General features: G+C 71.4%; 20 protein-coding genes. 2 read left to right on the top strand and 18 right to left on the bottom strand.

The genetic code is table 11. The features are described 5' to 3' along the window. Positions 1-76: 76 nt before the first annotated feature. From FLM69_RS00475 to FLM69_RS00450, 6 genes are all read right to left on the bottom strand, one after another. Positions 77-559, bottom strand: coding sequence for a hypothetical protein (locus tag FLM69_RS00475; protein WP_141842634.1), 483 nt, complete (start codon positions 557-559; stop codon positions 77-79). Between the two features lie 543 nt (positions 560-1102). Next, positions 1103-2923 (bottom strand): DEAD/DEAH box helicase, encoded by a 1821-nt coding sequence (locus FLM69_RS00470; protein WP_141842632.1) that lies wholly within the window; start codon positions 2921-2923, stop codon positions 1103-1105. Then, positions 2916-3260 (bottom strand): DUF3039 domain-containing protein, encoded by a 345-nt coding sequence (locus FLM69_RS00465; protein ID WP_141842630.1) that lies wholly within the window; start codon positions 3258-3260, stop codon positions 2916-2918. The genes FLM69_RS00470 and FLM69_RS00465 overlap by 8 nt, the downstream gene beginning before the upstream one ends. 23 nt (positions 3261-3283) lie before the next feature. Then, entirely contained in the window at positions 3284-4885 is a 1602-nt protein-coding gene (locus FLM69_RS00460) for a Tat (twin-arginine translocation) pathway signal sequence (protein WP_141842628.1), read from the bottom strand. Continuing rightward, positions 4876-5700 (bottom strand): ABC transporter ATP-binding protein, encoded by an 825-nt coding sequence (locus FLM69_RS00455; protein ID WP_073115736.1) that lies wholly within the window; start codon positions 5698-5700, stop codon positions 4876-4878. The genes FLM69_RS00460 and FLM69_RS00455 overlap by 10 nt, the downstream gene beginning before the upstream one ends. A 64-nt stretch (positions 5701-5764) precedes the next feature. After that, positions 5765-6721, bottom strand: a complete 957-nt coding sequence (locus tag FLM69_RS00450; RefSeq protein WP_223247526.1) for a co-chaperone YbbN — start codon at positions 6719-6721, stop codon at positions 5765-5767. A gap of 125 nt (positions 6722-6846) precedes the next feature. On the opposite strand from FLM69_RS00450, the gene FLM69_RS00445 reads away from it, so the two are divergent. After that, positions 6847-8169 carry an AI-2E family transporter gene (locus FLM69_RS00445; RefSeq protein ID WP_134416593.1) on the top strand — a complete coding sequence of 441 codons (1323 nt, stop codon included), beginning with the start codon at positions 6847-6849 and terminating at the stop codon, positions 8167-8169. Positions 8170-8203: 34 nt separating this feature from the next. Here the strand turns inward: FLM69_RS00445 and FLM69_RS00440 are convergent, their stop codons facing one another. After that, positions 8204-8563 (bottom strand): hypothetical protein, encoded by a 360-nt coding sequence (locus tag FLM69_RS00440; RefSeq protein ID WP_049145255.1) that lies wholly within the window; start codon positions 8561-8563, stop codon positions 8204-8206. A 52-nt stretch (positions 8564-8615) separates the two neighbouring features. Here FLM69_RS00440 and nucS point away from each other — a divergent pair, with 52 nt between their 5' ends. Beyond that, a complete protein-coding gene (gene nucS / locus FLM69_RS00435) occupies positions 8616-9311 on the top strand; it encodes an endonuclease NucS (protein ID WP_002857250.1) in 696 nt (231 codons plus the stop codon). A gap of 14 nt (positions 9312-9325) precedes the next feature. On the opposite strand, the gene FLM69_RS00430 is transcribed toward nucS, so the two are convergent. The 11 genes from FLM69_RS00430 to FLM69_RS00380 all read right to left on the bottom strand — a co-directional run bounded on the left by FLM69_RS00430 (position 9326) and on the right by FLM69_RS00380 (position 18664). Further along, positions 9326-9715 carry a DUF2550 family protein gene (locus FLM69_RS00430; RefSeq protein ID WP_255502619.1) on the bottom strand — a complete coding sequence of 130 codons (390 nt, stop codon included), beginning with the start codon at positions 9713-9715 and terminating at the stop codon, positions 9326-9328. Between the two features lie 34 nt (positions 9716-9749). Then, positions 9750-10025 carry a F0F1 ATP synthase subunit epsilon gene (locus tag FLM69_RS00425; protein WP_036313044.1) on the bottom strand — a complete coding sequence of 92 codons (276 nt, stop codon included), beginning with the start codon at positions 10023-10025 and terminating at the stop codon, positions 9750-9752. Positions 10026-10031: 6 nt separating this feature from the next. Continuing rightward, positions 10032-11489, bottom strand: coding sequence for a F0F1 ATP synthase subunit beta (gene atpD, locus FLM69_RS00420; protein WP_141842625.1), 1458 nt, complete (start codon positions 11487-11489; stop codon positions 10032-10034). Between the two features lie 53 nt (positions 11490-11542). Further along, entirely contained in the window at positions 11543-12436 is an 894-nt protein-coding gene (locus tag FLM69_RS00415) for a F0F1 ATP synthase subunit gamma (protein WP_041103232.1), read from the bottom strand. A gap of 83 nt (positions 12437-12519) precedes the next feature. Further along, entirely contained in the window at positions 12520-14154 is a 1635-nt protein-coding gene (gene atpA, locus FLM69_RS00410; protein WP_036334989.1) for a F0F1 ATP synthase subunit alpha, read from the bottom strand. Between the two features lie 90 nt (positions 14155-14244). Next, the gene (locus FLM69_RS00405; protein ID WP_044659210.1) at positions 14245-15057 is read right to left on the bottom strand and encodes a F0F1 ATP synthase subunit delta; all 813 of its coding nucleotides are present in this window, start codon (positions 15055-15057) and stop codon (positions 14245-14247) included. After that, positions 15057-15611, bottom strand: coding sequence for a F0F1 ATP synthase subunit B (locus tag FLM69_RS00400; protein ID WP_002857262.1), 555 nt, complete (start codon positions 15609-15611; stop codon positions 15057-15059). The genes FLM69_RS00405 and FLM69_RS00400 overlap by 1 nt, the downstream gene beginning before the upstream one ends. A gap of 84 nt (positions 15612-15695) precedes the next feature. After that, on the bottom strand, positions 15696-15911 hold the full coding sequence (locus FLM69_RS00395; protein WP_002857264.1) for an ATP synthase subunit C: 216 nt from the start codon (positions 15909-15911) through the stop codon (positions 15696-15698). A gap of 150 nt (positions 15912-16061) precedes the next feature. Next, positions 16062-16862 (bottom strand): F0F1 ATP synthase subunit A, encoded by an 801-nt coding sequence (gene atpB / locus FLM69_RS00390; protein WP_036382182.1) that lies wholly within the window; start codon positions 16860-16862, stop codon positions 16062-16064. A gap of 231 nt (positions 16863-17093) precedes the next feature. Beyond that, a complete protein-coding gene (locus tag FLM69_RS00385) occupies positions 17094-17528 on the bottom strand; it encodes a hypothetical protein (RefSeq protein ID WP_141842623.1) in 435 nt (144 codons plus the stop codon). Continuing rightward, the gene (locus FLM69_RS00380; protein ID WP_141842621.1) at positions 17525-18664 is read right to left on the bottom strand and encodes an MraY family glycosyltransferase; all 1140 of its coding nucleotides are present in this window, start codon (positions 18662-18664) and stop codon (positions 17525-17527) included. The genes FLM69_RS00385 and FLM69_RS00380 overlap by 4 nt, the downstream gene beginning before the upstream one ends. Positions 18665-18670: the final 6 nt, after the last annotated feature.

Here is an 18670-nt window from a genome sequence, read left to right as displayed (position 1 = left end):
GTGCCCCCATTCCAGCCTGTCCGCGCGCTGGATTAGAGCCAGGCGAGACGAGCCTCAGCCCGCCGCGTGCGGGCCTTCAGGCCCAGTCGGCGGAGCCCCTCGCTGACGGGATGGCATGTCGCGCATCGCTTTCGGCAACATGTTCAACCATTTTTGCCCTCCTGAATGCAGAGTAAAAAACCCTCGCACTATCTGCAAATGACTCATCCGAGTTCCATGAATAGATGAAATAGTCAATATCAAGGATATCATAGACCCCAGCAATGTCGCACTCATGTGGAGTTAAGCCCACAGGCGCCAACTGCTTGGCGCGGAACTCTATAGACGTTAGATCATCAATTGGCCGTGATGACGGCCATTGGCCGACACCAAAAGTCCCACCGCCGAAGAGTCGCCCCGCCACGCGCTCCGCCTGCCGGATCCACCGAGGCCGCTGCTGCGCTTCGGCAGCAGCAAGGGCCTTAATGAGGCAAGGGTCGATATTTTCACGCATACATATGGAATCGATCTGAGACCACGTCTTCTGTCCGATGTCCTTAATGGAGTAATCGATTTCCATTTGCACATCCGGACCGGACCGGGTGTTGAATCGCTGGAAAGATATCGCCAAAACGGAAGCGAACAGGGCTGTCCAGAGTGCAATCACAAGCTCCCTGACCGACGGAACCAGGACAGAGAAGTGCGGGTATACCAACACTGCGACACTGCAATAAATCGTTGTGACAACTACAGACGCCGAAAGGTAGACAGTATTCACTGTAGACAATTGTCTCAATGCGCCCTTTGGGCTGAAAGTAGACCGAATTTCCGCCAAGGTCGAATAGGTCCAGAATACGAATGCTGACGTCCAATACGGGTCCCCTCCGGACTCCACGGCCAAGTTCAGGGCCAGGACAGTCACGGAAAATGTAGGTATTCCCCTGTATATAAGTAGATACTTTACCGAGCTTCCTCTTGGCATTAAATCAAGAGAGTCCCGAGCTGTCGCATACACTTCGGGCCATCTAGTGCCAATAGCCTGGTAAATTAGCCATAAAAATATTCCCCCTAAAGATCCGATTACGATTGACACACCCGCCCCCTAGAGTCTCGAATCTGGACCTCAGGTCCGGCCGACGAACCACCCGCGCAGGGTGCTCAGCCGCTTCTCCAGCTGCTCGCGGGAGGCCTGGGCCACGGCGGGGCCGCCGGAGATCTCCCGCAGGCGGTTGTGGATCACCCCGTGCGGCTGGCCGGAACGGGCCGCCCAGGCGGACACCGTCTTCGACAGCTCGGAGCGCAGCTCCTTCATGCGCCGGTGGTCCACGACGTCGGCGGGCTCGGCCGCCTGCGCACGCGGCCGGCGCTGGATCTGCTCGGCCTGCCGCTGCCGCAGCAGGGCGGAGACCTGCTCGGCGTCCAGCAGGCCCGGGATGCCGAGGAAGTCCTGCTCCTCCTCCGAGCCGACCGCGCCGCCGAGGCCGAACTCCCCGCCGTCGAAGAGCACCTTGTCGAAGCTGGCCCGGGACTCGAGGGCCTCGAACTTCTCCCGCGTCAGCGCGTCCGAGCCGCTCTCGGCCCGGTTGGCCTCCGCGATCAGGTCCTCCTCGGGGGCGTCCTCGAGGTCCTCGACGTCGACGGCGCCCTCCTTGCGGTCCAGCGCGTGGTCCCGCTCGAGCTCCATCTCGTTGGCCAGCAGCATGAGCGCGGGCACGGACGGCAGGAACACCGAGGCGGTCTCCCCACGCCGCCGGGAGCGCACGAAGCGGCCCACGGCCTGGGCGAAGAACAGGGGCGTGGACGTGGACGTGGCGTACACGCCCACGCACAGGCGGGGCACGTCCACGCCCTCGGACACCATGCGCACCGCCACCATCCACCGCTCGTCCGACGCGGCGAACTCCTCGATGCGGTCCGAGGCGCCCTTGTCGTCCGAGAGGATCACGGCCGGCCGCTGGCCGGTCAGCGCCTCGAGCTGCGCGGCGTACGCGCGCGCGTCCTGGTGGTCCGAGGCGATCACGAGGCCGCCGGCGTCGGGCACGTTGCGGCGCACCTCGCTGAGCCGCCGGTCGGCCGCGCGCAGCACGGACGGGATCCACTCGCCCGCCGGGTCCAGCGCGGTGCGCCAGGCGGAGGCGGTGATGTCCTTCGTGGCGGCCTCGCCGAGCTGAGCCTCCATGACCTCGCCGGTGGAGGTCTTCCAGCGCATCTGCCCGGAGTAGGCCATGAAGATCACCGGGCGCACCACGTGGTCCCGCAGCGCCGGGCCGTAGCCGTACGTGTAGTCCGCCTTCGACCGCTCGATGCCGTCCGCGCCGAGCTCGTAGCGGACGAAGGGGATGGAGGCGGTGTCGGAGCGGAACGGGGTGCCGGTCAGGGACAGACGCCGCGTGGCCGGCTCGAATGCCTCGCGGATGCCCTCGCCCCAGCTCAGGGCGTCGCCTCCGTGGTGGATCTCGTCGAGGATCACCAGGGTCTTGGCGGCCTCGGTGCGGTTCCGGTGCAGGACGGGCTTGTTCGCCACCTGGGCGTACGTCAGCGCCACCCCGCGGTACTCGGCGCCGTGCCGCCCGTCCGCGTTCTTGAAGTTCGGGTCGATCGCGATGCCCACGCGCGCGGCGTTGTCCGCCCACTGGCGCTTGAGGTGGTCCGTGGGCGCGACGACGGTCAGCCGCTGCACCACGCCGGAGTCCATCAGGATCTTGGCCACGCGCAACGCGAACGTGGTCTTGCCCGCGCCGGGGGTCGCGACCGTCAGGAAGTCCTGCGGTGCGGTCTCGAGATAGCGCTCCAGGGCCTCCTGCTGCCACTGGCGCAGCTTGGGGGCCGTTCCCCACGCCGCGCGCTCGGGCATGGCGGGAGGAAGGTCCTCGCCGATGTGGAACAGATCGTGCTGGACGCTGCCGTCCTGGGTGCCGCTCGTCAGGGAGCGGCCGTCAGCCACGGCCGCGGCCTCCGAACCAGCCACCGCGCTTGCCGCCGCCGTCGCCGTCGCCGCCGTCCTGCGGCTCGCGCAGGTCCTCGTAGATCTCCTTGCACGTGGGGCACACGGGGAACTTGTTCGGGTCCCGGCCCGGCACCCACACCTTGCCGCACAGGGCGATCACGGGGGCGCCGGTGACGGCGGACTCCGTGATCTTCTCCTTGCGGACGTAGTGGGCGAAGCGCTCGTGGTCGCCCGGCTCGATCTCCTGCCGCAGCTCCTCGCGCTCGAGGACGGACGTGCCGCCGCCGGCGGGCGCGAAGGGGTCGTTCAGGTCGGGTTCGCCGGTCACACTCATACGGGCCAGTCTAGCCGCGCCCCTCAGAAGGCGGCCACGGCCTGGTAGGTCTCGGCCTGCGCGCGGTCGTACCAGCGCGCCCCCAGGCGCACGCCCAGCCACAGCGCGACGGCGCCCCACACGAGCCCGAGGGCCACCGTCACCCAGCCCCACACGGCGGCCCCGGTGACGAGCCGGACGATGAAGGGCGCCAGGAACGGCACCGCGAGCGCGAGGCTCACCAGCAGCGAGGCGCCCTGGACGGGCATCGTGCGCATGGCCGCGCCCTGCGGCGTCTTGAACGGGCTGTCTCCCGGCTTCGGCACGGGGTACACGAAACGGGCGGAGACGAGTGCGGACAGCCCGGCGGTCGTCCCGAACAGGCCGAGGGCCAGGCCCAGCATCGGCGCCAACAGGGACCAGTCCCCCGCCGCCGCCACCGTCGCCGTCGTCACGAGCAGGATCATCGGCACCCCCCAGCCCGCCAGGCCCAGGACCCGGCCCCAGCGGTCGTCCACGCCCCGCACGCCCGAGACGACGTGCAGGTGGAACGCCGTGTGGTCGTAGGCGATGTCCGCGGAGATCGAGTAGGCCAGGGACCAGGCGGTGATCGGCCCGAGGACCAGCAGCAGGCCCAGTCCGGGACCCCCCTCCCCGGCCATGCCCCCGGTGAACCACAGCAGGACGGCCATGAGCGGGATGATGACGAGCCCGGCCGCGTACCGCGGATCGGCCAGCCAGTAGCGCTGGGCGCGGGCCGCGATCGCGGTGCGCGGGCCCGTGGCCCGTCGGCCCAGCCAGCGCAGCGGCATCGGGTCCGCTCCCGCGGCGACGCGGCGGGACCGACCGCCGCCCACGGCCACCGGCTCCACGGTGCGGCGCACGGCCAGGTGCCACAGGGCCAGGGCGGCCAGGCACCAGGCCGCCGCCACCGCGAGGTGGAGCGCGACGGCGGCGCCGCGGCCCTCGGCGGCCGCCCACGCCGCGGCGGGGCCCGCCCCGAACGGGGTCCACGCCGCGCCGCGGGCGACCTGGGGCGCGATCGCCAGGAAGTCCTCGAACGATGCGATGGCCTGCGAGAGGGCGACGCCGCCGAGCATGAGCGGGATGAACAGCAGGACGGAGACGACGTCCCGCACCCGACGCCGGCTCGCGTAGGCGGCCAGGAGGCCGGCGAGGCCGGAGCCGATCGCCACGGCGGTCACCGCGGTCAGCGCGCCCCCGGCCAGGCCCGCCGCCAGCGCGGCCGGCCGGTCCCACCAGCTGGCCCCCAGGCCCACCAGCACGGCCAGCGTGGCGAGCCCGACCGGCGTCGTGAAGGCGCTCAGGACCAGCCCGGCGATGAGGGTGCGGGCCGGGACGGGGAAGAGCACGAAGCTGTGCGGGTCGAGGGTGGCGTCCACGCCCGTGACGAACGGCGGGATGACGAGCCAGGCGAGCACCACGACGGCGGCGGCCAGCACGGTCGTGGCGCCGCGGGCCTCGTCCGGCAGGGCGGGCAGGCCCGTGACGAGCAGCGTCACCGCCACGGCGGCCATGCCGAGCACGTACAGCGCGCCGAGCACGCTCATCACCAGGGTGAACGGGGACCGCCGCCACTGGTTCAGGGTCAGCGTCCAGCGCAGTCGGACGAGCGTCAGAGCCATGCCAGCCCCTCCGAGCCGTGGCGGCCGCCGACGAGGTCCACGAAGCGGTCCTCGAGGTCGTGCCCGTCCCGGACCTCCTCGAGCGTGCCGGCGGCCCGCAGCGTCCCGGCCGCGATCACGGCGACGTGGGTGCACATGCGCTGGACGAGGTCCATCACGTGGCTCGAGACGATCACGGTGCCGCCCCGCTCCACGTACGAGTGCAGGATGTCCCGGATGTTCGCGGCGGAGACCGGGTCCACGGCCTCGAACGGCTCGTCCAGGACGAGCAGGTCCGGGGCGTGGACCATGGCGGCCGCCAGGGACACCTTCTTGGTCATGCCGGCGGAGTAGTCGGCCACGAGCTTGCGGCCGGCGTCCTCCAGGTCCATCACCCGCAGCAGGTCCGCGGTCCGCTCGGCCACGGTGTCCGCGTCGAGGCCATGCAGCAGCCCGGCGTAGGTCACGAGCTGCGCGCCCGTGAGGCGGTCGAAGGTGCGCACGCCGTCGGCGAGCACGCCGACCCGTCGCTTGGCCTCGAGGGGCTGCTCCCACACGTCGACGCCGTGGATCCAGGCGCGGCCGTGGTCCGGGCGCAGCAGACCGGTGGCCATCGACAGGGCGGTGGTCTTGCCCGCCCCGTTGGGCCCGACCACCCCGAAGAACGACCCGGCCGGGACGTCCAGGTCCAGCGCGTCCAGCGCCAGCTTGTCCCCGAACCGCTGGGTCAGCCCGCGTGTGACGAGGGCGAGGTCCGGATCGGGGGCGTCCGCCGCGCGCCGACGGGCGGCGGCCGCGAGGTGGGCGGGGGCAGGCTCAGGCTCGTGCGGAGTCATGCCTGGGACGTTACCCACCGTCAGGCGGCCACGGCGACCCCCTCAAGGATGAACCGTGGGCCCCTCAGAACAGCGCTGCGGCCAGCCGGCGCCGCGAGGCCTGCACACGGGGGTCGTCCGTGCCCACCACGGTGTAGAGGTCCACGAGGTGGGCGCGCGCCGTCTCCCGGTCGTCGCCGGGGTGGAGGGCGATGAACCGCACGAGCCGGGCGAAGGCGTCCTCCACGTGGCCGCCGAGCACGTCCAGGTCCGCGACGGCGAGCTGGGCGGCGACGTCGTCCGGGCCGTCCGCGGCGGCCGCGCGCACCGCCGCGGCGTCGGCGTCACGGGTGCGCAGCATGAGGCGGGCCGCCGACAGGCCCTGCTGGGCCACGGCATCCGCGGGGCTGTCGGCCAGCGCCGCCTCCCACGCCGAGACGGCCCCGGGCAGGTCATCGGCGGCGAGGGCCTCATGGGCGGCCCGGTGCAGCGGCGGCACGGGCGGAGCCTCCGCAGCCGCGGCGTCGGCGTCCTGGCGCGCCGGGGCGACGGGGGGCACGGTGCCGGCGACGCCGTTCTGACGGGCCACCTCGAGGATCTCCCCCATGAGCTGGCGCAGCGTCTCCTCCGGCACCTCCTGATTGACCAGCGGCACCGGCTGCCCCGCCACCACGGCCATGACCGCGGGGCCGGCCCCCAGGCCGAGCGCCTGCAGCACGGCGGGCTCCTTCGCCACGTCCAGACGCGCGAGCACGAGCCGTCCCGCCTGGGCGTCGGCCGCGTCCGCGAACTGGCGGTAGAGCGCCTCGCTCGCCGCATCCCCGGGCACGTGCAGGTGCAGCAGCACCGGCACCTGGGCGGAGAGCTGGACCAGCTGCTGCAGCAGACCCTGGTCGGCGTCCGCGATCACCCACGAGCCGCCGCCGGCGCCGGCGTCGGCCCCCGGCGCGGTGCGCCCGGCCGGGGCCGGGGTGCCGAGCGAGGACAGGTCGACGGCGCCGCGCAGGTGGGACGGGGCGTCGGAGGGGGGCTGGGCGGTCACGTCGGTCACGATCCTTCCGGTCCGGGGCCGCCCCGTCGCCGGGGCGAGGGGCGTTGTCACTGGGCCCCACGGTAGCCTCCCGGGCGCGGCGCGGTCAGGCCGGGGCCCTGACGTACGCTGAGCGCGTGGAGGAGAAGGAGACCGCATCCGGCCCGGATGCCACCGGCGTCGCCGACGTCCGCGCCCCGGCCGAGCCCGAGGGCGCCGAGCAGCCGCCCGTGGCCGGCGTCCCCGTGGAGCCGGTCGGGGTGGCCGCCGCGCCGCGGTCGCACGGGCCGGCGCCCGCCGGGCGTCGTCGACTGCCCCGCCTGGGCTCGGTCCTGCGGCGGCGCCGTCCCTTTCTCGAGGAGGACCGGGTGGACCCCGAGTCGGTCCCCGTCGACGGCGCCGAGGATCCGGCGGTCGCGGCCGTGGTCGTCGAGTCCCCCGTGCTGACCGGCTTCCTGCTCGCGGTCGGCGTGGCCCTGGCCATCGGCGTCGTCTCGGTGCTGCGCACGAACGGGCAGCTGATCGTGTGGATCGCCGCCGCCCTGTTCATCGCCCTGGGCCTGGACCCGCTGGTGCGCCGGGTCGAGGCCTGGGGCGCGCCCCGCTGGGTCGGCGTGCTCACGGCCGCGCTCGGCCTGGCCGCCGTGGCCGGGGCGTTCGTCGCCCTCCTGGTCCCCACGGTGATCGAGCAGTCCACGCAGCTGGTCCAGGACCTGCCGGCCATCATCGACGGGGTGATGACCGCCGAGTGGTTCGTGCAGCTCGACGAGGAGTTCCACCTCGAGGAGGCCGTCCGCGCCCAGACCGAGCGCCTCGCCGCCGACGGCGTCGCCGTCACCGACCTGTTCGGCGGGCTCCTCGGCTTCGGCCAGACCGTGCTGAACGCCGTCTTCTCGGTGCTCGTGGTGGTCGTGCTGACGCTGTACTTCCTCTCCTCCCTGCCGCACATGAAGTACTGGGCCTACCGGCTCGCACCGCGTTCGCGCCGGCCCCGGATCGAGGCGCTGTCCGAGCAGATCACCTCCTCGGTCGGCCACTACGTGATGGGCCAGTCCTTCGTGGCCGCCCTCAACGGCGCGGTGGCGTTCACGGCGCTGGCCATCGCCGGCGCCCCCTTCGCCGTCCTGCTCGCCGCGATCGCCGCCTTCATGGCGTTCATCCCGCTGGTGGGCGCCGCGATCGGCGGCACGCTGCTGACCCTCGTGAGCCTGCTGACCTCGTGGCAGACCGCCGCCGTGTTCGCGGCCATCTACTTCGTCTACCTGCAGATCGAGGCCTACGTCATCTCGCCGCGTGTCATGGCGCGCGCGGTGTCCGTGCCGGCGGCCGTGGCCGTGATCGCGGTGATCGCCGGTGGCGCGCTGCTGGGCGTCCTCGGCGCCCTCATGGCGATCCCGCTCGCCGCCGCGCTGCTGCTGCTGGTCCGCGAGGTCTTCATCCCCCGCCAGGACGCCCGGTAGGCCCACGACGGCGGCGCGGCCCGGACCGTCGCGGTCAGCGGCTCGGGCGGGTGCGCCAGCACACCGGGTGCCAGTGCCGCCGGTCCGCTCCCGCGTCCTCGTCCCCCATGATCCAGTCGGCGCGCCAGGCCACGAGGTGCGCCTGGCCCTGCCGGATCACCCGGCCGCAGCCGGGGCACGTGTAGTCCTTCACCGCGCGCCACGCGGGGATCTGCCGGACGTGCCAGCCGCCGTCGGACCCGGACTGGCGCGAGTAGCCCGCGTCCAGGCCGAGGAGCTCCTCGAGCGGGTCGGCGCGCCCCGGCGACGGCCGGGACCGCCGGGAGGCGCCGGAGGCCCCGCGCTCGCTCCGCCGAGGCGCGGACGAGCGGCGGGGGCGGTTCGAACGGGGCATGCCTCCATGCTGGCACACGAGCCGGTGGGCGCGGTCCGCCTAGGATGGACCGGTGCGACTCGTCATTGCCCGCTGCTCCGTGACCTATGAGGGCCGCCTGAACGCCCACCTGCCCACCGCCACCCGCCTGCTCATGGTGAAGGCGGACGGCTCGGTGCTGGTGCACTCCGACGGCGGCTCCTACAAGCCCCTCAACTGGATGTCGCCGCCCGCGACCCTGCACGTGGAGGAGCCCTCCCCCGACCAGGCCGACCAGGGAGTGACGCAGGTCTGGCGCGTGCAGGCCAAGAAGTCCGACGACCGGCTCATCGTGCTCATCGAGGAGGTCCTGGCGGACGACTCCCACGAGCTCGGCGTGGACCCCGGCCTCGTCAAGGACGGCGTGGAGGCGGATCTGCAGCGTCTGCTGGCCGAGCAGATCAGCCTGCTCGGCGACGGCCACACCCTCGTGCGCCGCGAGTACATGACGGCGATCGGCCCCGTCGACATCCTGGCCCGCGACGCCGACGGCGGCACCGTGGCGGTCGAGCTCAAGCGCCGCGGGGACATCGACGGGGTCGAGCAGCTCACCCGCTACCTCGAGCTGATGAACCGGGACCCGCTCCTGGCGCCCGTGCGCGGCGTGTTCGCGGCCCAGCAGATCAAGCCCCAGGCCCGCACCCTCGCCGAGGACCGCGGCATCCGCTGCGTCACCCTCGACTACGACGCCATGCGCGGCGTGGACGACGCCGAGTCCCGCCTGTTCTGAGACGCCGGGCGGGCTCAGCGACGCCAGAAGGACGACGCCGCGGACGGCCCCGCCTCGCTCCAGGCGCGCAGGGCGCCGGCGTCGTCGGGGTCGACGACGACGCGCACCGGACGTGCTCCGGCGCTCAGCTCCAGGACGGTCCGACCGGCCTCGTCCGCCGGGAGGCGGTCGATCTGCAGGCGGCTCCGGTCCGCGCTCCAGCGCTCCCGCGAGAGGCGCCAGCCCCCGGTGAGGCGCAGGCGGGACTCGTCGTACACGCCGATCACACGCTCACGCCCCGGGCCCTCCCGCTCCAGGACCGCAGGGAAGGCGGCCGTGACACGGGCGAGGGCCCGGCGCCGCATCACCAGGGCGAGTGCCGACAGCACGATGACTGCCACCACGGTCGCCGAGGCGATGAGCACCGGGCCCTCCACCGTCAGGTCCTGCCGCGCCGCGTCAGGCCGCCGCGGCGTCGCCCAGCCGGGCGGACGTCGCGGCGATCACGACACGGTCGTGGTCCACGGAGAAGAAGCCGCCGCGGGCCTGCGCGGTGACGGTGCCGCCGTCCGTGGTCCGCACCACGACCTCGCCGTCGCCGAGGACGGCGAGCATCGGGGTGTGGCCCGGGAGGATGCCGATCTCACCGTTGACGGTGCGCGCCGACACGGCCGACGCGGCGCCCGACCAGATGGACCGCTCCTCGGAGACGATCTCGACGTTGAGCTCAGCCATGATCGATCAGCCCTCGGCCTGGATCTTGGCCCACTCGCGCTCGACGTCGTCCAGGCCGCCCACGTTGTAGAAGGCCTGCTCCGCGACGTGGTCCAGGTCGCCGTCGGCGATGGCCTTGAAGCCCTCGACGGTGTCCTTGACCGGCACGGTGGAGCCCTCGACGCCGGTGAACTGCTTGGCGGTGTAGGTGTTCTGCGAGAGGAACTGCTCGATCTTGCGGGCGCGGCCCACGGTGATCTTGTCCTCCTCGGAGAGCTCGTCCACACCGAGGATCGCGATGATGTCCTGCAGCTCCTTGTTCTTCTGCAGGATCTGCTTCACGCGGATGGCCACGTCGTAGTGGTCCTGGCCCACGTACTGCGGGTCGAGGATGCGCGAGGTCGAGGCCAGCGGGTCCACGGCCGGGTACAGGCCACGGGACGCGAGGTCACGGGTCAGGTTGGTGGTCGCGTCCAGGTGCGCGAACACGTTGGCCGGGGCCGGGTCGGTGTAGTCGTCCGCGGGGACGTACACGGCCTGCATCGAGGTGATGGAGTGGCCGCGGGTCGAGGTGATGCGCTCCTGGAGCACACCCATCTCGTCCGCCAGGTTCGGCTGGTAGCCCACGGCGGAGGGCATGCGGCCCAGCAGCGTGGAGACCTCGGAACCGGCCTGCGAGAAGCGGAAGATGTTGTCGATGAACAGCAGCACGTCCTGGTTCTGCACATCGCGGAAGTACTCCGCCATGGTCAGCGCGGACAGGGCCACACGCAGACGCGTGCCCGGCGGCTCGTCCATCTGGCCGAACACGAGGGCGGTGTCCTTCAGGACGTCCGCCTCGTCCATCTCGACCCAGAGGTCGTTGCCCTCACGGGTGCGCTCGCCGACGCCGGCGAACACGGAGGTGCCGCCGAAGTTGCGGGCCACACGGGTGATCATCTCCTGGATGAGCACGGTCTTGCCCACGCCGGCGCCGCCGAACAGGCCGATCTTGCCGCCCTTGATGTAGGGGGTCAGCAGGTCGATGACCTTGATGCCGGTCTCCAGCATCTCGGTGGAGCCCTCGAGGGACGCGAAGTTCGGGGCCGGGCGGTGGATCGGCCAGCGGTCCTCGGCCTGCAGCTGCGAGGCGGGCATGTCCAGGGTCTCGCCGAGCACGTTGAAGATGTGGCCCTTCACGGCGTCGCCGACCGGCACCGAGATGGGGGCACCGGTGTCCACGACGTCGGTGCCGCGCACCAGGCCGTCGGTGGACTGCAGGGAGATGGCGCGGACCATGTTGTCGCCGAGGTGCTGGGCGACCTCGAAGGTGACCGTGCGGCGCTGGCCGTTGAAGTCGATCTCGGTGGTCAGCGCGTTGTAGATCTCCGGCATCGCGTTGGCCGGGAACTCGGCGTCGATCACGGGGCCGATGACGCGGGACACGCGTCCGGTGGCACCGCCGGTGGGGGTCCCGGTGCCCTGGTCAGTGATGGTGGCAGTCATCTCTCTCACTTCTATCGTGTGTGGATGGCGAGTCTGGTGAGTCCCGAACGGGCTCAGGAGTTGTTGAGCGCGTCCGCGCCCGCGATGAGCTCGGTGAGCTCCTGGGTGATCTCGGCCTGACGGGCGTTGTTCATCAGGAGGGTGTAGTCCTTGATGAGGCTCGTGGCGTTGTCGCCCGCCGACTTCATGGCGCGCTGACGGTTGGCGAGCTCCGAGGCCGCCGACTGCAGCATCGCGTTGAAGATGCGCGACTCGATGTACTTGGGCAGCAGCGCGTCGAGGACCTCCTCCGCGTCCGGCTCGTACTCGTAGAGCGGCAGCACGTCCTCGGCGGTGGCGGCCTCCTCCTCGACGACCTCGAGGGGCAACAGGCGCACCACGTGGGGGTTCTGCTTCACGAGCGAGACGAACTCGGTGAACACGACGTGGATCTCGTCCACGCCGCCGTCCGCCGTGTCCGTGAGGAACGCATCCACGAGCACCTCGCCGATCTCGGCGGCGCGCTCGGCGACGGGGGCGTCCGTCTGACCGGTCCACAGCTTCTTGTAGCCGCGGCCGCGGAAGTCGAAGTACGTCTGCGCCTTGCGGCCGACGACGTACACGTCCACGTCCTTGCCCTCCTCGCCGAGGCGGGTGAGGAGCTGCTCGGCCTTGCGCAGCACGTTCGCGGAGTACGCGCCGGCGAGGCCGCGGTCCGAGGACATGATGAGCACGGCCGCCCGGGTCGGGTTCTCGGGCTCCGTGGTGAGGACATGATCGATGTCGTGCTGGCTCGACACGGCCGAGACGGCGCGGGTGATCGCGTTCGCGTAGGGCAGCGACGCGCTGACGCGCTCACGTGCCTTGGTGATGCGAGACGTGGCGATCAGCTCCATCGCCTTGAAGATCTTCTTCATCGACGACGTCGACGCGATCTTCTGACGGTAGACCCGGATCTGGGCTCCCATGGTGGTCCTTTCCCTGGCGGGAGGGCGGCCCGGCGTCGTCCCCGTGGGGTCCGACGCCGGACCGCTCCCTCACCGACCGGCGGTCAGCGCTTCTGCTTGGTGATCTGCTCCTGCGCGACCTGGTCCTGCTCGATCGCGCGGTGCTCCTCGTGGCCGGCCTGCACGCCGCCGTCCTCGGAGGACTGGAAGCCCTTGGAGAACTCGGCGACGGCCGACTCGAGCGCGGACACGGTGCCGTCCTCGAGCTTGCCGGTGGAGGCGATGTCGGTCAGGACGGAGGTGTGGCGACGCAGGTGGTCGATGAACTCGCGCTCGAAGCGCAGCACGTCCTGCACCGGCACCTCGTCGAGGTGGCCCTTGGAGCCGGCCCAGATGGACACGACCTGCTCCTCGACCGGGTAGGGCGAGTACTGCGGCTGCTTGAGCAGCTCCATGAGGCGCTCACCGCGGGCGAGCTGGCGGCGGGTGGCCGGGTCCAGGTCGGAGGCGAACATGGAGAACGCCTGCTGGTCGCGGTACTGCGCCAGGTCCAGCTTCAGCGTGCCGGAGACCTTCTTCATGGCCTTGACCTGGGCGGCGCCGCCCACGCGGGACACCGAGATGCCCACGTCCACGGCAGGACGCTGGTTGGCGTTGAACAGGTCCGACTGCAGGAAGATCTGGCCGTCGGTGATGGAGATGACGTTGGTCGGGATGTAGGCCGACACGTCGTTCGCCTTGGTCTCGATGATCGGCAGGCCGGTCATCGAGCCTGCGCCCATCTCGTCCGAGAGCTTGGCGCAGCGCTCGAGGAGCCGGGAGTGCAGGTAGAAGACGTCGCCCGGGTAGGCCTCGCGGCCCGGCGGGCGGCGCAGCAGCAGGGAGACGGCGCGGTAGGCCTCGGCCTGCTTCGACAGGTCATCGAAGATGATCAGCACGTGCTTGCCGCCGTACATCCAGTGCTGGCCGATGGCCGAGCCGGCGTAGGGGGCGAGGTACTTGAAGCCGGCCGGGTCGGACGCCGGGGAGGCCACGATGGTGGTGTACTCCAGGGCGCCGTGCTCCTCCAGCGTGGCGCGGACGCCGGCGATGGTGGAGGCCTTCTGGCCCACGGCCACGTAGACGCAGCGGACCTGCTTCTCGACGTCGCCCGACTCCCAGTTGGCCTTCTGGTTGAGGATCGTGTCGACGGCGATCGCGGTCTTGCCGGTCTGGCGGTCACCGATGATCAGCTGACGCTGGCCACGGCCGATCGGGATCATGGCGTCGATGGCCTTCATGCCGGTCTGCAGCGGTTCGTGGACCGACTTGCGCTCGGTCACGGTCGGCGCCTGCAGCTCGAGGGCACGGCGGCCCTCGGCCTCGATCGGGCCCAGGTCGTCGATGGGCTGGCCCAGCGGGTCCACCACGCGGCCCAGGAAGGCGTCGCCCACCGGGACGGAGAGGATCTCGCCGGTGCGCTGCACCTCCATGCCCTCGCGGATCTCCTGGAACTCGCCGAGGACGACGACACCGATCTCGCGGGTGTCGAGGTTCTGGGCCAGGCCCTGGATGCCGTTCTCGAAGCGCAGCAGCTCGTTCGCCATGACGGAGGGCAGACCCTCCACACGAGCGATGCCGTCCGCCGCGGAGATGACACGGCCGACCTCGGTGCGATCGGTGCCCGACGGTTCGTACGATGCCGCGAAATCATTCAAGGCATTGCGGACATCGTCAGCGTTGATGGTCAATTCGGCCATCTGCAGTCCCTGCTCTCTGTGCTTGGTGATCATCGACGTGACGATGATGCTTACGTTCGTGGGTGTTCCGGATGCGGGCGGGAGCCGGCGTCAGCCGGCCATCCGCCGCTGGAGGTCGTGGAGGCGCGAGGCCATGGACCCGTCGACGACGTCGTCGCCGACCTGGACGCGGATGCCGCCCACCACGTGGGGGTCCACCGTCACGTCCATGACGAGATCGCGGCCGAAGGCGCGGCGCAGGCCCAGGGCCAGCCGCTCCTGCTGCTCGGCCTCGAGCGGCCGGGCCACGGTCACCTCGGCGATCCACTGGCGCTGCCGCTCGGCGACGACGTCCGCGGCCTTGCGGACGGCGGCCGACGGCTTCAGGCCGCGCGGGGCCGAGACGGCGCGCTCGACCAGCAGTCGGCCGGCCGGGCTGGCCGACTCGCCCAGGAGACGACCGGCCAGAGCGGCCCGTGCCTCGAGGGGTGCGTGCTGATCGGTGAGCGCCCGCTGCACCTCGTGCGAGTCCTCCACCGTGCGGTTGAAGGCCAGCAGCTCGCCCGAGAGGGCGGCCAGGCCCGCGTGTCCGCCGCGTGCGGCCTCCGCGGCGGCCGCGTGCGCGGCCACCGTCTCGAGGGCGTCCCCGAGATCGCGCTCCGCCGACCAGCGGCGGCCGGCCAGGTCCTTCAGGACCTGCAGTGCACCGGGGGTCACCCGGGCGCCGAACAGCGAGTCGACGAGGCCGTGACGGCGCTCGGTGGTCCAGGCGGGGTCGGTCAGGGCGCGGCGCAGCGCGCCGTGCTCGTCCACCACGTCCAGCGCGCCGAACAGCTCGCGTGCCAGGGCCACGCCGCCCTCGTCCAGCACCGGACCGACGGCCTCCAGGGAGGCGGCCAGGGAGTCCCTCGATGCGCCCGTCATCATTCGGCGACACCTGCGCTCTGGTGACGGTCCAGGTCAGCCAGGAAGCGGTCGACCACGCGCTGCGAGCGGGCGTCGTCCTCGAGGGACTCGCCCACGATCTTGCCGGCCAGGGTCGTGGCCAGCGAGCCGACCTCGCCCTTGAGCTGCGCGGCGGCCTGCTGACGCTCGGCGGCGATCTGCGCCTGCGCCTGCTCGGAGATGCGCGTCGCCTCGGCGGTCGCGCGCTCGCGCGCCTCGGCCACGATCTCGGCGGCCTCGGTGCGGGCATCCTCGCGGATGCGGTTCGCCTCGGTGCGGGCGTCCGCCAGCTGCGACTCGTAGTCCGCCATCATCGCGTTCGCCTCGGCCTGGGCCTTCTCAGCCTTGGCCAGACCGCCCTCGATCGCCTCGACACGGTCCTGGTAGGACTTCTCGAGGGTCGGGACGATGAACTTGATGACGATGAACATGAGCAGGGCGAAGCCCACCACGACGACGAGGATCTCCCACGGGTTGGGGATCAGGGGGTTGGCCCCCTCAGCCGCCGCGAGGATCAGTCCGTTGCTGATCATGTTTCAACCATCCTTCGGTCAAGAGTCCTGTGGAGATGGAGCACCGACGGTCTCACCGTGCGGGCGCTCCGTGGACGCGGCGCGTCAGGCGCCGATGACGAAGGCGAAGACGAGGCCCAGGATGGCGAGGGCCTCGGCGAGCGCGAAGCCCAGGAGGGCGATCGGCTGCAGGATGCGCTGGGCCTCCGGCTGACGGGCGACGCCGTTGATGTAGGCGGCGAAGATCAGGCCCACGCCGATGGCGGAGCCGATGGCGGCGAGGCCGTAGCCGATCATGTTGAGCGAACCGTGCAGTTCCATGGTGTTCCTTTCACGAGGCCGAGGTGTCCGGCCGGGTTGTGGAGGGTCGGCCTCCCGGGTGGTCCTCCTGCGGAGGGCCGGGAAGACTGGTGGCGGGCTCTCCCGCCGTACCGCGGCCGCCTGGGTCGTGCCCGAGGCGGCCCCGGAAGATCAGTGGTCGTTCGCGTCGATCGCGCCCTGGATGTAGATCGCGGTCAGCAGCGTGAAGACGAAGGCCTGCAGGTACATGATCAGCAGCTCGAGGAAGTACAGGGCCACCGAGCCGAGGATGACCAGGATGCCGGTGCCCTGCAGGGCCAGGCTGCCGGTCTGCGTGATCAGGTAGGCGGCACCGGCGCCGGCGAGCATCACGATCATGTGGCCAGAGAGCATGGTGGCCATCAGACGCAGGGAGTGGGTCAGCGGGCGCACGATGAAGTTGGAGATGATCTCCAGCGGCACGAGCAGCGGCAGGATCCAGCCGGGCACACCCGAGGGCACGACGGCCAGCTTCAGGTAGCGCACGCCGTGGCGCTTGATGCCGACGCCGATCCAGATCGCGTAGACGATGAGGGCCAGGCCGTAGGCGGCGCCCGCGTGGGAGAAGGTCGGCAGCTGCAGCACCGGGATGGCGCCGAACAGGTTGTTCAGCAGCACGAAGAAGAAGATGGAGAAGAGCAGCGGGACCCACTGCTTGAAGTTCTTCTCGCCCAGGATGTCCTTCGCGATGTCGTTCCGGACGAAGGAGTAGCCGGACTCGGCGAGCCACTGGGCCTTGCCGGGCACGAGCCGGGGACGGCGCATGGCCCACGCGAAGAAGGCGGTGATGAGCACTACGGAGAGCAGGACGAGCAGCATCTGCTTGCCGAAGCCGGTGCCGTACTCCGCACCCCAGGGGAAGATCTCCGGGAGGTGACCATCAGAGATGGTGGGGGGCACGAATGATGCGTTGGCCAGCACGAGGGTCAGCACGCGGTTCCTCTCCGAAGTGATGCAGTCGACGGGACCGCAGCCTCGTCCCCGGACCACAGGCGGGCGCCGCGACATTGCGGGGGTACCGGTGCGATGCGAGACACGGATGGCGGCAGGTGGGCGCCGTCGAAGTGTTCGCCGCCAACGATACCAAACGGTGACCCGTGCTCCGTACCGCAGAAGGGGCCCACGACATGGCCCCCGGCTCGGTGTCTTCGCCCCTCGGGCGGGTCAGTCGGTGTAGATCCCGCGGCGGGTCCGCGCGAAGACGAGGACCTCCGCGGCCTGCCAGACGAGGATCGTCACGAGGGCGGCGATCGCCGCCGCGTCCGCCCGGACCCAGCCGGGGCGGGGCAGGACCCCCAGCAGCACCGCGAACACCGCGATCTTGAGCACGAACAGCCCCACGCTGACCGGCAGCGCCGCCTCGCGCGCCCGGTCCCAGACGAGTGCCGTCGTCGCCCCGGTGAGCGCCGAGAGCGCGAGCACCGCGCCGCCGCCCAGCAGGGCGCTCCCGGCCGCCTCCCCGCCGACGGAGAGCAGCCACGCGGCGCACGTGATCGCCAGGGCAGCCCCCGCCGCGGTCAGGGACCACCCGAGGATCCCCCACCAGCCGCGGCGGTTCTCCCAGCGGCGCCGGCGTCGGCGGCCGCCCGCCCGGGTCACGCGTCCCCCCGCTCGTCCGGGTGGGCCGCGGCGTCGTGCCGGTCCGCGCGACGGCGCTCCACGATCGGATGCAGGGTGAGGTAGCCGGCTCCGGCCAGGGCCACGGCGAGCACGGGTAGGACGATCATGTGGTCCACGAAGTTCAGGGACACCGCGCCCCATGCCACGAGGAACGCCCAGAGCCAGAGCAGCGCGACGGCCTGCGCCTGGGTGTAGCCGCCGTCCACGAGCTTGTGGTGCAGGTGCCCGCGGTCCGCCGAGAAGGGGCTGGTGCCCTTGGCCGTGCGCCGCAGCACGGCCAGGGCGAGGTCCGCGAGCGGCAGGGCGAGGACGGCGACGGGCAGCAGGATCGGCGTGTAGGCGGGGACGTTGCGGAAGCGCATCCCGTCCAGGGCGTTGACGTCGGCGGTCACGGCGACCGCGGCCGCGGCCATCAGCAGGCCGATGAGCATGGCCCCCACCTCGCCCATGAAGATGCGGGCCGGGGACAGGTTCCACGGCAGGAAGCCCACGCACGCGCCGACGAGCAGGGCCATGAGCAGGGTGGCGAGGTTGGCGTAGTCGAACTGGTTGATGGTCCGCGTCAGCAGATACGAGTAGACGAAGAAGGCCGAGCCGCCGATCAGCGCGACGCCCGCCGCCAGGCCGTCCAGACCGTCCACGAAGTTGATCGCGTTCATCGTCAGCACCACGGCGAACACGGTGAGGATGACCTGCGTGGTCTCGTTCCCCACCGGGATCCAGCCCACCGGCATCGCCTCGATGCGGATCCCGCCCAGGGCCACCGCGAGTCCGGCCAGCACCTGGCCGGCCATCTTCACCCACCAGCGCAGGTCCCACATGTCGTCGGCGATGCCCACGACGAGCACGACGGCGACGGCGACCAGGAGCCCGCGCATCGCGGCGTCGTCCGCGTAGATCCCCTGGAGGAACGGCACGACTCCCCCGACGGCGAATCCCACCAGCACGGCCGCGGCCATGGCCACGCCGCCCAGCTTCGGCACGGGGTGCCGGTGCACATCCCGCTGGCGCAGCGGGGTGAACACGTGCGCGCGCAGCCCCAGCCGGCGCATGAGGGGCGTCAGGGCCCCGCAGGCGACGGCCGTGACCATGACCAGGACGAGATACGCGCGCATGGGGGC

The organism is Micrococcus sp. R8502A1, assembly GCF_006704135.1.
GTDB classification, from domain to species: Bacteria; Actinomycetota; Actinomycetes; order Actinomycetales; family Micrococcaceae; genus Micrococcus; species Micrococcus luteus.
The sequence above is the reverse complement of the archived record's forward strand: the minus strand, read 5'-3'. Positions and strand labels throughout refer to the sequence as shown.

Coding starts and splice junctions, on each gene's coding strand:
- FLM69_RS00475 (WP_141842634.1), bottom strand. CDS start 559: ATGGAAATCGATTACTCCATTAAGGACATCGGACAGAAGACGTGGTCT.
- FLM69_RS00465 (WP_141842630.1), bottom strand. CDS start 3,260: ATGAGTGTGACCGGCGAACCCGACCTGAACGACCCCTTCGCGCCCGCC.
- FLM69_RS00460 (WP_141842628.1), bottom strand. CDS start 4,885: ATGGCTCTGACGCTCGTCCGACTGCGCTGGACGCTGACCCTGAACCAG.
- FLM69_RS00455 (WP_073115736.1), bottom strand. CDS start 5,700: ATGACTCCGCACGAGCCTGAGCCTGCCCCCGCCCACCTCGCGGCCGCC.
- FLM69_RS00440 (WP_049145255.1), bottom strand. CDS start 8,563: ATGCCCCGTTCGAACCGCCCCCGCCGCTCGTCCGCGCCTCGGCGGAGC.
- FLM69_RS00425 (WP_036313044.1), bottom strand. CDS start 10,025: ATGGCTGAGCTCAACGTCGAGATCGTCTCCGAGGAGCGGTCCATCTGG.
- atpD (WP_141842625.1), bottom strand. CDS start 11,489: ATGACTGCCACCATCACTGACCAGGGCACCGGGACCCCCACCGGCGGT.
- FLM69_RS00415 (WP_041103232.1), bottom strand. CDS start 12,436: ATGGGAGCCCAGATCCGGGTCTACCGTCAGAAGATCGCGTCGACGTCG.
- atpA (WP_036334989.1), bottom strand. CDS start 14,154: ATGGCCGAATTGACCATCAACGCTGACGATGTCCGCAATGCCTTGAAT.
- FLM69_RS00405 (WP_044659210.1), bottom strand. CDS start 15,057: ATGACGGGCGCATCGAGGGACTCCCTGGCCGCCTCCCTGGAGGCCGTC.
- FLM69_RS00400 (WP_002857262.1), bottom strand. CDS start 15,611: ATGATCAGCAACGGACTGATCCTCGCGGCGGCTGAGGGGGCCAACCCC.
- FLM69_RS00395 (WP_002857264.1), bottom strand. CDS start 15,911: ATGGAACTGCACGGTTCGCTCAACATGATCGGCTACGGCCTCGCCGCC.
- FLM69_RS00380 (WP_141842621.1), bottom strand. CDS start 18,664: ATGCGCGCGTATCTCGTCCTGGTCATGGTCACGGCCGTCGCCTGCGGG.